The 14,226-nt window shown below is 54.1% G+C and carries 13 protein-coding genes; all 13 read right to left on the bottom strand.

Annotated features, from left to right (window positions below; genetic code table 11):
- Nucleotides 1-56 precede the first annotated feature (56 nt).
- The 13 genes from BJF95_RS22575 to BJF95_RS22515 all read right to left on the bottom strand — a co-directional run bounded on the left by BJF95_RS22575 (nt 57) and on the right by BJF95_RS22515 (nt 14,215).
- A complete protein-coding gene (locus BJF95_RS22575) occupies nt 57-1,913 on the bottom strand; it encodes an ABC transporter ATP-binding protein (protein ID WP_075641760.1) in 1,857 nt (618 codons plus the stop codon).
- Between the two features lie 144 nt (nt 1,914-2,057).
- Complete coding sequence (locus BJF95_RS22570; protein ID WP_075641759.1) at nt 2,058-3,842, bottom strand: chloride channel protein; 1,785 nt, start codon at nt 3,840-3,842, stop codon at nt 2,058-2,060.
- Between the two features lie 117 nt (nt 3,843-3,959).
- Nucleotides 3,960-4,880 carry an aminotransferase class IV gene (locus BJF95_RS22565; RefSeq protein ID WP_075641758.1) on the bottom strand — a complete coding sequence of 307 codons (921 nt, stop codon included), beginning with the start codon at nt 4,878-4,880 and terminating at the stop codon, nt 3,960-3,962.
- 36 nt (nt 4,881-4,916) lie between these two features.
- Nucleotides 4,917-5,693, bottom strand: a complete 777-nt coding sequence (locus tag BJF95_RS22560; RefSeq protein WP_075641757.1) for an amino acid ABC transporter ATP-binding protein — start codon at nt 5,691-5,693, stop codon at nt 4,917-4,919.
- Between the two features lie 23 nt (nt 5,694-5,716).
- Complete coding sequence (locus tag BJF95_RS22555; protein WP_075641756.1) at nt 5,717-6,382, bottom strand: amino acid ABC transporter permease; 666 nt, start codon at nt 6,380-6,382, stop codon at nt 5,717-5,719.
- Between the two features lie 11 nt (nt 6,383-6,393).
- On the bottom strand, nt 6,394-7,059 hold the full coding sequence (locus BJF95_RS22550; RefSeq protein ID WP_075641755.1) for an amino acid ABC transporter permease: 666 nt from the start codon (nt 7,057-7,059) through the stop codon (nt 6,394-6,396).
- A 117-nt stretch (nt 7,060-7,176) separates the two neighbouring features.
- Nucleotides 7,177-8,010, bottom strand: a complete 834-nt coding sequence (locus tag BJF95_RS22545) for a transporter substrate-binding domain-containing protein (protein WP_075641754.1) — start codon at nt 8,008-8,010, stop codon at nt 7,177-7,179.
- Between the two features lie 62 nt (nt 8,011-8,072).
- Nucleotides 8,073-8,780, bottom strand: a complete 708-nt coding sequence (locus BJF95_RS22540; protein WP_139317604.1) for a GntR family transcriptional regulator — start codon at nt 8,778-8,780, stop codon at nt 8,073-8,075.
- 155 nt (nt 8,781-8,935) lie between these two features.
- Nucleotides 8,936-9,418 (bottom strand): transcription elongation factor GreA, encoded by a 483-nt coding sequence (greA, locus tag BJF95_RS22535; protein ID WP_075641942.1) that lies wholly within the window; start codon nt 9,416-9,418, stop codon nt 8,936-8,938.
- Between the two features lie 150 nt (nt 9,419-9,568).
- Nucleotides 9,569-10,969, bottom strand: coding sequence for an ArnT family glycosyltransferase (locus BJF95_RS22530; protein WP_075641753.1), 1,401 nt, complete (start codon nt 10,967-10,969; stop codon nt 9,569-9,571).
- 515 nt (nt 10,970-11,484) lie between these two features.
- Complete coding sequence (locus BJF95_RS22525; RefSeq protein ID WP_075641752.1) at nt 11,485-12,555, bottom strand: ABC transporter ATP-binding protein; 1,071 nt, start codon at nt 12,553-12,555, stop codon at nt 11,485-11,487.
- The gene (locus tag BJF95_RS22520; protein ID WP_075641751.1) at nt 12,555-13,346 is read right to left on the bottom strand and encodes an ABC transporter permease; all 792 of its coding nucleotides are present in this window, start codon (nt 13,344-13,346) and stop codon (nt 12,555-12,557) included. Before BJF95_RS22520 ends, BJF95_RS22525 begins: the two co-directional genes overlap by 1 nt.
- Nucleotides 13,346-14,215, bottom strand: a complete 870-nt coding sequence (locus BJF95_RS22515) for an ABC transporter permease (RefSeq protein WP_075641750.1) — start codon at nt 14,213-14,215, stop codon at nt 13,346-13,348. The genes BJF95_RS22520 and BJF95_RS22515 overlap by 1 nt, the downstream gene beginning before the upstream one ends.
- Nucleotides 14,216-14,226: the final 11 nt, after the last annotated feature.

Below are 14,226 nucleotides of genomic sequence, written 5' to 3'. Positions count from 1 at the left end.
AGAAGCAATTCAGGATTGTAGCCAAAGGTGCCGATAGGAATACATGCAAGGAGAGATCAAGCACCGAGATCTTCGGGAATAAAGCCGCCGGTTTGCCGCAGCCACAAACGGGAAAACAGACCGTCTCGTTCGATCAACTCGGCCGGGCTGCCCTCTTCAACGATGCGGCCTTGGTTCAGAACAACAATCCGATCCATCATGGCAATGGTGGAAAGCCGATGGGCGATGGCAATCACGGTCTTGCCCTGCATGACAAGGTCGAGCTTTTCCTGAATGGCGGCTTCTGATTCGCTATCGAGGGCCGATGTCGCCTCATCCAGCACCAGAATTGGCGCATCTTTTAGCAGCACCCGCGCAATGGCAACCCGCTGCCGCTGACCTCCGGAAAGCTTGATGCCGCGATCTCCCACAAAAGCGTCATAGCCTTTGCGCCCTTCACCATCGGTCAGATCCGCGATAAAACTGTCAGCCTTGGCGGCTTTGGCTGCCGCTTCGATTGCCTCTTGGTTGGCCTCTGGCCTGCCGTAACGGATATTGTCACCCACTGAGCGATGCAGCAGCGCCACATCCTGGGCGATCACGCCAATGTTGCGGCGAAGGCTGCTTTGCGTGACAGCGCGAATATTCTGCCCATCAATTGTTATCTGTCCTGCGCCAATATCATAAAACCGCAGCAACAAGCTGACCAGTGTTGTTTTTCCAGCCCCGGAAAGACCAACAAGCCCGACTTTCTCGCCGGGTTGAATTGTCAACGACAAGTGATCGACAACCGGTTTTCCCGCCTTATAGGCGAAACAGACATCCTCAAAACGAATTTCACCCTTGCGCACCTCAAGGCTTGCCGCATCAGGCTGATCGGTGATGGTTGGTGGCGTTGTCATCACAGGCATGGCGTCCTTGATGGTTCCCATGGCCTGAAAAATCTGCTGGCCCATGCCCAAAAATGTATAAATCTGCGTTGATAGCCTTTGCAGAATATAGACGGAGCCAACAAACTCACCAACCGTCAGGGTCTTATGAAGAAGGCCTGCAAAGCCAATCCACAACATCACCAGCCACAGCACCATATTGAGGACCACAACAATCAGCTCTGAGGTACGATAGATGCGCTGCTCGGCGTGTTGTGTATCGATGCTCCTCTGAATGATCCGTCGAACGGCCCCGGCTTCGCTGTCTTCGGCAGCAAACTGCTTGATCATCTGCATATTGCTATAAAGATCGGTAATGGCACCCGACACCAGGCTCCGTTGCTTGGCTGTTTTGCGCGATCGCTCGGTGAAGATCGGTGCCAGCTTGACACTGAGCGCGACATTCAACGCAATCCAGACCACTACCGGCAAGGCAAGCTGCCAGGATAGAGTCAGCAGCAAAAACACCGAGCCGACAAGCTGCAACAAAAAGCGCGGCACCACCTGAAATGCCGCAATAATTTGCTGCTGAACAGCAGACGATACCTGTTGCAGCCGCGAAGCCACCTGCCCTGCAAACAGATCATGGAAAAACGCGAGATCCTGGCGTTCAACCGCTTTGTGCCCCTGCCATTGAATGGCCGCTGGCATGCCAATGCCCAGCGTGTGCGAATTGAGCGTGTTGAGCAAAAAGGAAACGATGGGCATGACGGGAAAAATCAAAATCCCGAGACATGCCAAAAGCGGCCACTCTGTTTGCAAGAATTGCGCCGCCCCCTTTTGGCTCACACCATCGACAATGACGGAAAGCCCCCAGACAATGGCGAGATTGATGGCTTCCATCGCCATGGATGACAGCGCAAGGGCAATCAGCACACCGCGAAACATGCCAATAAAATGCATGAGAACCGCGAATGGCCCCTTCGTCGGCATGGGCCGATAGGCAATATCGAGGGGTCGAATAAAATTTTCAAAAGGCCGGTATAATCTGTTTGAAATCGACATGCTGTTCTCGGCTTTTAAACAAGGGGAAGACGAGGACTGAACACGGTGATCGTGATCACCCTTCAGCACGCATTTCAACCCCATGTGCCAAGAAACACGCTCATTGAAGGAGATTATCAGCCACAGAGCTTGGCATTTTCGATGTCAAGTATATGGATTTCCTTCGTTTTGGCGACGGTCCAGCTCCTCATTATAGCGGCGCATGGCATGTTGCTCGGCCAGCAAACCAATCACTTTTCGGCTCTCCGTGCTGTCAATCACGGCAAGCGCATCGGCTTCTGCCGCTGAAAACGCCTTCATTGCTTCGCGCACATTCAAATTGGGCAAAAGAGCCGTATCGGCAAAATGCACCAGATCGCGTGCTGTTGAGCCATCTGGCACCTCGCCATGGATTTCCGCAATCAGCACAATACCGATGTAACGATCCATACGATCAACGATGATCACCCGTTGGGTTGCCCCAAGCGGAAAATCGCGCCGGAGCCTTGCAATATCCGTGTCATCCATCACGGTGCGCACATCTTTGCGCATCATGCGGCCAACCGTGAGTTCGCGAATCCAGCCAATATCCGCTGCACTCCTGATGGATTCGCCGCGCAGATGAAAGCGCCATGTGGCAAAAGAATAGCCAAAAATACGGCGGGCTGTGACCGAGGACACCACGGCAGCCGCTAGAACGGCAATGGTCAAAGGCAGGCTGCCCGTGGTTTCCAGCGCCAAAAACGCCATGGTCAGCGGCGCACCCAGCACAGCCGTGGCCATGGCGCACATGCCGACAATGGCCACCACTAACCCCGGAATTTGCAGGCCAAACAGGATCATCCAGCCAATCGCCACCAGTTTGCCAAGCATTGCTCCCAAAAACAGCGAGGCAAAGAAAAGGCCACCGCGAAAGCCAGAGCCAATGGAGATGGCGGACGCCAGCACCTTGAGGCAAATCATCGTTAAAAGTACGGGCACGGTATAATAGGCACCAAAGCCGACATGCAGCGCCGAATGGCCAGATGACAACACAGCAGGTGTCACCAGCGCCATCGCGCCCACACACAAACCGCCAATGGTGGGTCGGATCCACACCGGCAGACGGCTCTTGGCAAAAAGCATCTCCACAAGCGTGACCGTGCGCATCATGATGATGGCCACAAGCGCGCTGACAATGGCCATGACCAGCACCAGCGAGTAATCCGACGCGCTCAAGTTTCCGGCAAAGCCAACCTCAAAGGATGGCTGGGTCAACAACAGGCGCACCACGCCAACGGCGGTAATCGAGGCCACCACCACGGGGGCCAGTGAGGCAATGGAATAGGTCGAGATAATCAGCTCAAAGGCATAAAACGCACCGGTTAAAGGCGCATCAAAGGCGGCAGCAATGGCACCTGCGGCACCACAGCCCACCAGTATGCGCAAATCTCCGCGGCGCACATGGAAGATTTGTCCAAGCCGAGAGGCTATCGCCGAACCTATCTGCGTATAACCAGCTTCCATGCCGATAGAGGCACCAAAACCGTTGGAAATCATGGTTTGCAGCACCAGAAGCAGGCTGCCACCCATGGGAATGCGCCCCCCATGCAGCGCGTTTGCTTCTACCGGGTCAATGATGGCGATGCGGGCGCGCCTCAAAGAAATCCAACCGACCAGGCCGAGCAACATACCGCCAATTGCGGGGAGAAGAGCGGCGCGCCAAGGCTCGATATAGGCGGCACCACTGACCTCGGTGCCCTCAATGGCAAACATAACGTGGTGAAACCACTGGATACTTGCCACCATAAACGCAACACAGCCGCCCGCCATGACACCAATGAAAGCGGCAAGCACAACAAGCCAAGTCTCGTCTGCACGCACAATGGCGCGCAGACGATGTGGTATTTTGAACCATTTTCTGTCCGGGGTCGCCGCCTTGACGCCCCCGGACTGGTCAAGATTGACCATTCAATCTGCTCCGTTCGTAAACGCTGCCCGGTTCAGATTGAACCGGGCAGACGCTCGATTGTTTTGTTTTCGTATGTCTGATCAGAAAAACTGATAACCACTTTTCCCTGACAAACTCTAGCGCGCGATAAATTCAGCGTAGAGATCTGCAATGCGCTGCGTGATCGGGCCGGGCTTGCCATCCCCCACCGGGCGACCGTCAATGCGGGTTACCGGGGTAATGCCGCCAAGCGTGCCTGTCACAAAGGCTTCAGACGCCCCATAAACCTCCGCAAGTGTAAAATCATGCTGGCGCACAACGTAGCCCGCTTCTGCATAGAGCTTTATGACTTTTTTACGAGTGATGCCGTTGAAATTGAAACGTCCGGTCGAGGTCCACAATTCCTCCCCGCGCACAATGAAGAAATTGGTGGAATTGCAGCTGGCCACAAAGCCATGGGGGTCGAGCATCAAGGCTTCATCGGCACCAGCATTGATGGCCTGAATGAGCGCATGAATGAAATTCAGGCGGCTGTGAGAATTGAGCCGCAGGTCAAACACATCGGGCGTGCTGCACCGAACAGCCGATGTCAAAAGCGACAGACCCTTTGATTTGGACTCTGGCTTGGGCAGCTTGAATTCGGCAACAATCACGACAGTCGCCTGCCCCATGGCAAAACGGGGGTCCTGATTGGGCGTTTTTTTCTTGCCGCGCGTAATCATCAGGCGCGCATGGGCACCATCGGTCATGCCGTTCTTCTCAAACACCTGCCAGAGCGTGGTGGTCAGCTCTTCGCGGGTCATGCCAATATCCAGTTGAATGGAGTTGGCACCTTCGTAGAGGCGATCCAGATGCTCATCGAGTGCGATGACTTTGCCGTTGACGAGACGAACCCCTTCCCAAACGCCGTCACCCAACACAAAGCCAGCATCGAACACCGACACCTTGGCCTCATCACGTTTGAAATATTCGCCGTTTACGTAAATCAAAACATTGTCATTGCGAGGATCGGCCATATAGCCCTGAGAGCTGGTATTGCTGGCGGCAACTGCGTTCATGGTAAAAGTCCTTGTTTTTGTATCAGATTCGTTCGGTCAGAACGCGAACTCGGTGAAGCGGTTGAGAAAAGCGCGGGTGCGCTCCTGCTTTGGATTTTTCAACACCTCATCGGGCGTGCCGATTTCGTGAAAAACACCATCGGCCAGAAAAATCACTTTGGTGGCGAAGTGATAGGCAAAGCCAAGCTCGTGGGTGACCAGCAACATGGTGCGCCCTTCCTCGGCCAGCTTGCGGATCACGGTGAGCACTTCACCCACCAATTCGGGGTCAAGCGAGGACGTTGGCTCATCAAACAGCAAAATCTCAGGCTCCATCGCCAGCGATCTGGCAATAGCCACGCGCTGCTGCTGTCCGCCAGAAAGACGGCCCGGATAGGCATCGAATTTTCCGCCAAGGCCAACCTTTTCAAGCTCTTTTATGGCGCGTTCTTTTGCCGCCGCACGCTTCATGCCCTTGACGGTCACAAGCCCTTCCATGGTGTTTTCCAGCACCGTCATGTGAGGAAACAGGTTAAACTGCTGAAAGACCATGCCAACCCGCTCGCGCACGGCACAAAGCTCGGCTTCGGGATAAAGGCGCGCACCATCTTTGCCGGTTGGTTTGCCAATCTCTTTGCCGTCAAGGGCAACCGTGCCGCTGGTGGGCATTTCCATAAAGTTCAGGCAGCGCAAAAACGTGCTTTTGCCAGAACCACTGCCGCCAATGATGGCCACGCGCTCGCCCGGCTCAACCGAAAAATCAATGCCTTTGAGAACGTGAAGATCACCGAATTTTTTGTGCAGGCTCGACACCTGAAGAATAGGCTCACTCATGGGGGCTCCTTTAACCAGCAGGATCAGGCTTTTGCCGCAAGGCGCTTTTCAAGGCGCGCAGACAGCCATGTGCCGGGGTAGATGAGAACGAAATAAATGAAGGCGACCGTGGTGAGAATTTCGAGCGGGCGGTAATAGGTCGAACTCAACAACCGCCCCTGATACATCAGCTCATGCACTGAGAGCACCGATGCCAGCGATGACATTTTCGCAACCTCAATTGCGCGGTTGGTAAAGGCCGGCAGCATGCGCTTGAACACCTGCGGCAAAATGATCCGGCGCAGGATTTTGGACTGGCGCATGCCCAGCGCCTTTGCGCCTTCCCATTGCCCATGACCGATGGACTGGATGCCACCTCGAAAAATCTCGGCGCTATAGGCCGACGTATTCAGCCCCAGACCCAGCAGTGCTGCGGTAAAGGGTGACAATTGCACGCCGATGATGATTGGAAAGGCATAGAAAAACCAGATCAGCTGGATCAGCACCGGCGTATCGCGAAACAGCTCAATGTAAACGAGGCTTGGAATTCGAAGCGCCTTGCGTTTCGATAGCCGCGCCAAAGCCAGCAAAAATCCACCCGCCAACCCAAGAAGAATGCTCGGCACCCACAGCTCAATCGTCACCAGCAAGCCGCGAAACAAGACGGGCAGGCTTTGAAGGATGAGCGGAAAATCAATTTGATAATTCATCGCAACATTCCTCAGCGGTAGGCTGTCAGACGCGCTTCAGCGATCCGCGCGAGCGTGCTGGCCGTGACCAGCAAGATGACATACATCAGGGCAATTGTGGTGTAGACTTCCAGTGGTCGGAACGTCTCGCTGTTCACAATCATCGCCTGATAGAGAAGATCGGCATAGGCCAGCGTTGAAGCCAGCGCCGTGGTTTTGGTCAGCTCAAACGAGCGCTCGACAAAAGGCGCAAACATGCGGGTCATCGCCTGCGGCAGAATAATCCGGCGCATCATCTGCCCATGGCTCATGCCAAGCGATTTTGCCCCTTCCCATTGCCCCTGTTCGATCGAGACAATGCCGCCTCGGAACACTTCGGCATAAAACGCGCCCGATTGGGTGGAGAGCGCCAAAACCGCAGCCGTGAACGGATCAAGGCTAATATTGGCCAGCATCGGCAGCGCATAAAAGAACCAGAAAAAATGAATGATCGGCGGTGTGTTGCGATAAAACTCGATGAAAATCGACGCAGGCAAGGAGAAATATCGGCGCGGCGAAAGCTTGGCAAAGGCCAAAACAAGGCCCACCAGCACGCCGAGAACAATCGAAATCCCAGCGATTTTAATCGTATTGACCAAGCCTGTGAGCAGCAGATCCCACCTCGCAAAGACACCGGAAAAATCCCATTGGTAGTTCATAACGGCTGAACCCTTTAGACGTGCGAAGCCCTTGTCGCTCAGGATACTGGCGAGCGTCGTTTTATTGCGAGGTGATATTGGGCGGGAAGAACAAAGCCCTCCCGCAAGTCTATCGGCTTATTGCCAGGCTTCCTTGACCAGACCGGGAATGCCCTTCGGATCAATGTTCTTTGATTTCAAATAGGCATCAAAGATTTGATCTGGCACGCCTTCCTTGTAGAGCGTGGCAAATTGTTCGCTCACCCAATCGCGGAAAGCCGGGTTGGCTTCCTTGCGAAGGCCTGCGCTGGTGGCAACGGGATTAACAGGCGTTGGCAAAATCACCTTGCCCAGTTTCAGGCGGGCATATTGCACCACCAGAGCGGGGTGAAACTGCACCACCACATCAACCCTGCGAGACGCGAAAGCGGCAATGGCCTCATCATTGTTGGAGAAACGGTTGATTTCCGCCGTCTTGACCATGGCTGTCACGTTCTTGTCGAGCGACGTGCCCAAGGTGACGCCAATGCGAATGCCGGATTTATCGATATCCTGCCATGACTTGATGGGCGAATCCTGCGCCACCAGCGCGCCCATGGCATAATAGAACAGCGGAGCTTCGGGGAAATCGATTGCCTTTTTGCGCTCTTCGGTGGGGTCCAGAACAAACATCAGATCAATCTGATTGGCCTGCAACGCCGCCACTGCATTGGCCCAGGTGGTTTCAACCGGCACCAGAGTTGCGCCAAGATTGGCGGCAAGCTTTTCACCCATGGCAACGCCAACACCGGTCCATTTTTCCGTCATCGGATCTTTGAAAAACCATGGTTCTGCCGAGGTCACACCGATGCGAAGTTGCTTGTCCTGCTTGATACGGTCGAGCGTCGATGTGCCTTGCGCAAATGCTGGCCATGCGCTGCTGGCCAGGGCAGTTGCGGATAGGGCCATAAATGTTCTGCGATTGGTGCTCATGGAGTTCGTCCTCTGTGGTTCATAACCTGTTCAATGGCCTTTAAGGCTTCTTATGATGGTTTTTATGCAAACGTGGCTGGGTCTTTGTGCTTTGCCAGACCCAACAGGAAATCTTCCGTCTGCTGCCCGCCCCGAGCCATATGGTTGTGGATTTCCGCGCGCATCGCGGCCAGATCCTCACCAAGTGCTGTGGCGACATAGCTGTCGTGACCATCACGGCGCGGGCCGCGAATTCCGTGGGCACGATGATGGGCTGCCCAGTAAAGTTGAAGACGGCCGCGGATACTTTCCCATGTCTTGATCAGAATTTTGTGAGCGGACGCCTCATAAACAAAGCCGTGAAGCTGAAGCTCTGCATGAATGCTGCCGACATCATCCTGTGCATCAATGCAATGCGTGAGGGCGTCATGGCGGGCCAGAAGACCACGCCGAAAACCCTCATCACGCTGTGACCAGACCAATTCAAATGCAAATATCTCGAGCGTCACCCGCAGAGAATAAATCTCCCGAACATCCTCAACAGAAAGCTCCACCACATGGGTACCGGTGTAAGGTACGGTCACAAGAAGACCTTCATCAATCAGTTGGCGCATGGCCTCTCGCAATGGCCCACGGCTAACGCCAAACTGCTCGGCCAGACTTTGCTCTGTCACCTGTGCACCCGGCGCAATTTCTCCGCTTAAAATCGCGTTTCGCAAGCCATCGGCAATATGCGCACGAAACGTCGCCTTTGGCACGCGCATAAAATTCTGCGACTGTGAAACGGTCATGGCGGGCCTTCGCACTCGGTGATCGATTGTCAACAATCAACCATAGTCAACAATCGGAGTCAACCTTTCGATCACCATTGCATGCAAAGGAGGAGGATGCCTGGGTTTCAATAGAGCAGCGCCACCTCAGCCAAAAAGATGCGAGGTGTTCGGCGTTAACTGATGGCTGTAATTTCCAAAGCCTGCGGCCCCAGACTGACCTCATCGCCGACCGATTTTCCCATCAAAGCTTTTGCAACAGGGGAAACATAGGAAATTGACCCCGCCTTCGGGTCGGCTTCATCCTCTCCAACAATCCGATAGGTCTGCACGCGCCCATCGTCGCGCGCAAAGGTAACTGTGCTGCCAAAGGCTACGCGACCGCCCGTGGCTGGTTCAGGCATGACCTGCGCTGTATGGAGCCGTTCCGTAAAATAATTAAGGTCGCGCAATGGACTTGCCATTTGACGCCGCCGTTCATTGACATCCTCAATGGTGCTCGCCACATTATAGTCAGCGCGGGCTTGCGTCAGCTGTAATTCCAGCGCTTTTAATCCCGATAGCGTGACAAAATTGGGATGGGGCGAAATGGGGCGCTCGGGCAATTGCGTTTCCGCTGCTGTCTCAGCACTGTCTTCTTTGGTAAACGCAACACTCATATCAATCTCCATTCGCCACACAGGCTAACGATCCTGCGCGGTTTTTGTTCACGCTCCAACTCTGCTGTTAAACGCTTTTCTCAATGGTTGGGCAATCACCACCATCCACACGCATTCTGAAGCTTTCGCCAGATCTATGTTTTGGCAGATCTATGTTTTGACAGGGCCATTCCAGATAAAGAGAATGTAATTTGCATCCTCTATAGACGGGTGAACGGAGGTTCCGAAACGAGCAACAAAGGCGGCGCGCTCATCTTTTCGCACCAACACACCGTCGCCGGGCTTCATCCACTGGGCAAGCTCATTCGGTGTTTTAAATCTGGTAATCTTGCCCTTGGTGTAAAACTCGGCAGAGAAGCTGCGTGAATCGAGGATAGCAAGGCGACCTTGCCCCGAATAGGCCGACACAATCGGGCCGTCGCTGGGCAGGGGCGAGGTGCTGATGCTCATAAACGAAGCACCAATGACCATCAGCGCAAGCACCACGATTTCAATCATGCCAATCGTCATCCAGCGCACACCAGAGCGCCCGGTTTGGGCCCACAAGATCGCAGCAAGCAGGGCTGCGGCGGGGATGCCGGGCAGCACATAGGCGATCAAAATGTTGGCAGCTGCAGTAAAAAACAACAGCGGCGTGAGGGCAAACAGCAAAAGATAGAGCCGCAGACCATCTTTGTCACGCATGCTCCCCTTTCGCTGACGCCAGATCAAAAGCGGGATAAGCGGGCTCCAAGGCAAGGTGGCTGCAATCCAGAACAACCATATTGTTCCTCTTGGCTGTTCGCGACCCGCACCGTAAAGATCACCTTTCCAGCCCGGCTGTAAAAAGCGCTGGATATGTTCGCCAATCAGAAAATAGTGGAGAAAGCCCGGCGTGGCGATTTCTGCCGCAACGTACCATGGCACAACCAGCACCACACACATGATTGTGCCGCCAACCCAAGGCAAACGGCCAAGATCGCGCCAGCCGCCGCGCCAGAGCATCCAGATAAAAATGGGAAAGGTTGAAAGAACGCCTGCAACAGGGCCTTTCGCCAAAAGGCCAATAACGATCCCTATGAAAAACAACCATCCCCAACGGCGATCACCTTTCAGTCCACCATAAAAGCCCGCCATGCAGGCAACGACACCAAGTGTCAGGAGCATATCGGTTTGAACATAGGCAGCGCAGACGAAAAACAGCCCGGAGCTTGCGGTTAACAACACGGCCACCGAGGCCGTTCGCCGCTCGACAATCGAGCATCCCCAGCGCCACAGGATAGCCAGTGTTGCGAGGGTTGCCATCAATATGCCAAGTCTTGCGGCAAAAGGATTGGCACCAAACAGCGCAATTCCTGCCGCCGACACCCAGGTATGCAATGGCGGCTTTGCCCAAAAGGGCACACCATAATCAAACTGCGGTGTTATCCAGTTGCCGGTTTCGACCATTTTGCGGGCAATTTCAGCATAACGCCCCTCTGTAGGGTCCGTGAGCGGCACCCATAGCATCGCCAGCAATCTCAAGATGAGGAGCGAGAGCAAACCCCAAACAATGGCACGATCCTTGTTCATTCTACTAAAGCTTTCACAGTATTTTCATCTTCAAGGACCAGCCGTGCGGCGTGACAAGCACTCTTCAGTCTGCCAATTTTTCTCGGATAACACGCGCCTGCGACCTGCGCTACTGCATAATTTTTCTCCACATTTTGAATCACTTAAGAAAGAAAACTATCACATCGATAGAAGGTGCAGCGGCGAACCATTGCTGGGCATATCGGGCAGGCTGTGCAGGCGCGCAGCAAGATAAGCTAACAATTTACAGAGCCTTGCATTTTATCAACTGCGCAAAGAACGCTGTAACACTTTTGATTTTCTGCATAATTCTTTAAGTTGACTCCGATTTAAAGAATTATGTAGTCGATTTTCAGCCGATCCATCGCTTCGAGTTTGTCAGGAAAAAGTGGAATCCGGTTTTCCCTGACAGACTCTAGTTTTCACGCGCAATGCAGCCTCGCGAGGTTCAAACGAAATGTTCAGGGGGGTGTTATGGCGCAATGCTGACACAAAACTGAACGCGGCCTGCGTGATCAATGCCGCAATGGCACCGCGCTATCAGCCGTCCATGTCAGGGTGAGCGCATCGCCCTCAGCAATTGGCAAAGGGCTATCGTTGGGAACGCCCACACGCAGGCTCTGGCCCGCATGATCAACAAACAGCGTTGTCCAGTTGCCTGAAAACAGCCGACGCGTCAGATGGCCTGTCAGCATTGTGTCTGTTGGATTGAGAGGTTTCTGGTCATGGCCTGTCAGCACTTTGATGCGCTCAGGCCTGACCATGCAGCGACCAGATGCGCCATCCGAGCCGAGACTGACATGGCCCGGCAAAGGGATGCGATTGCCATCAGCGAGTTCAAGCGCTCCGGATTTCCAAACCCCTTCAAAAATATTGGCCTCGCCTAAAAATGTGGCCGCAAACGAAGTGCGGGGGCGGTTATAAATCTCTTCTGGCGTGCCTTCCTCAATCAGTTGGCCAGCGCGAAGAATACCGATGCGGTCACTCATGGTCAGGGCTTCTTCCTGATCATGAGTGACGAAAATGGTGGTGATGCCGATCTCGCGCTGAATACGCTTGAGTTCCACCTGCATGTCCAGTCTCAACGATTTATCGAGCGCACCGAGGGGTTCATCAAGCAAGAGCACGCGAGGATTGATGACGATGGCACGCGCCAGTGCCACGCGCTGGCGCTGGCCACCTGAAAGCTGATGAGGACGGCGCGCACCCAAATGGGCCAATTGCACAAGATCCAGCGCATCACCAACACGTTTGCGAATATCAGCCCGCGCCAGCCCGCGAACACTCAAGCCAAAGGCCACATTGTCGAACACATTCATATTGGGAAACAGCGCATAGTTTTGGAACACCATGCCAATATTGCGCTTTTCCAGTGGCACCTGCTCAACGCTCTCATTGTTCATTTCGATTTGGCCCTGATCAGGAAAATCGAAACCTGCGATCATGCGCAAAAGCGTGGTTTTTCCGCTGCCGGAGGGACCGAGAAGTGCATAGAAACCACCATCCTCAAAACGAATGGAAACACTGTCCAGCGCTTTATAAAGGCCAAAGCTGCGGGAGATGTTTTTGACCTCGACACTGGCCATCAGTCATTTCCTCCGAATTTGTAGAAGCGTGCGGTGATCAGCATCAGGGCCATGGACACCACGATGATGATGGTCGAGACGGCGTTGATCTCCGGGGTAAAACCCTTGCGGATCGCGGCATAAATCTCCACGGGAAGCGTGGTCTGGCCGGGTGTGGCCAGAAAATAGGAAACGACAAACTGATCAAACGACACCGCAAAGGCAAAGAGTGCGCCAGCCATTACGCCGGGCGAAAGCCAAGGCAGTGTGACGCGCCACGTGACTTGCCATTGGTTGGCTCCAAGCGAGCGTGCCGCCTCTTCCAGCTCTGGTGCAAAGGTTTTCAGCCGCGCATTCACCACTATGATCACGTAGGGCAAGGCAAGAGCAACATGCCCGAGAAGAATGGCATGCAAGCCACGGCCAATGCCCACGCCAAAGAAAAAGATCAGCATCGCTGTGCCGGTGATCAGCCACGGAATGGCAATGGGCGGCAACAGCAAAGCCTGCAAAATTGCCTTGCCTTTGAAATCATACCGAAACAGCGCAAGAGAGGCTGACGTGCCCAATGTTGTGGCGATGACTGTCGTCAAAATCGCAATTTTCAGGCTGTTCAAAGCCGCATGGATCAACTGATGATCCTGCCAGAGCGCCTGATACCAGATTGTCGACCACTCCAGAGGCAGCATATAAAAAGGCGACGCATTGAAAGACATAAGCCCCATAATGATGATGGGCAAATACAGAAACGCCAAAAGCAGGCCGATATAGAGCCGCCCAAAACCGTTCAGCAGGCGCGTTAGCCTCTTCATCACGACCTCCGCAGGATGGGCGACGCCAACGCCAGAATGAGCAAAACCACCGCGAGCAAGATGAAAGACAGAGCGGCACCCAACGGCCAATTGTAGACGGCAACAAACTGGTCTTCGATCACAGTGCCGTAAAACGTGCCAGTGCGACCACCCAGAATGCGTGGCTCCATGAAAGATCCGATCACGGGCACAAACACCAGCACAGCACCAGCAACAATGCCGGGCAGAGACAGCGGCAGTATCAAGCGCCTCAACACCGTGAAGCGTGACGCACCAAGCGAGCGCGCAGCCTCGATGATGCTGTCATCAATGGCCTGCAAGCTGAGATAACAGGTGAGCACGATATAGGGCACATAGGAGTGCACAAGGCCGATGATCACCGCTGGATAGGAATACATCAGATCAATATTGATCTTGAACGGCAGGATGGCATTCAAGATGCTATCAAGAATACCGCCGCTTCTCAGCACCATGGCCCAGGAGAACACCCGCACAAGTCCGTTGCTCCAGAACGGCAAAATGACCAGCAGGAAAACAACCTCACGGCTGCGACCCTTGAGCACTTTGGCCAACACATAAGCGGCAGGAAAGCCCAAAACCAAACACCAGAATGTCACGTCAAACGCGAGTCTGAGCGAGGTCAGCAACAATCTGGCGTAGATGTCGCTTGAGATGAAAGCGCCGTAATGACCGAGCGTCAGCGACCACGGCTTGCCGCTCAAAGGCATATTGCTTGCAAAACTGAAGAAGATCATGGCCGACAGCGGCAAAAAGATCGCAAGTGTCAACCAAAGATAGGCGGGAAGCAGCAGTGGTGCTGCCTTCGCAGCAGCGCCTTTGCGTGAGATGTTTGATGAACCACCTGCCATCTGCTGTCCTC

The organism is Rhizobium oryziradicis, assembly GCF_001939045.1.
GTDB lineage: Bacteria > Pseudomonadota > Alphaproteobacteria > Rhizobiales > Rhizobiaceae > Allorhizobium > Allorhizobium oryziradicis.
The sequence above is the reverse complement of the archived record's forward strand: the minus strand, read 5'-3'. Positions and strand labels throughout refer to the sequence as shown.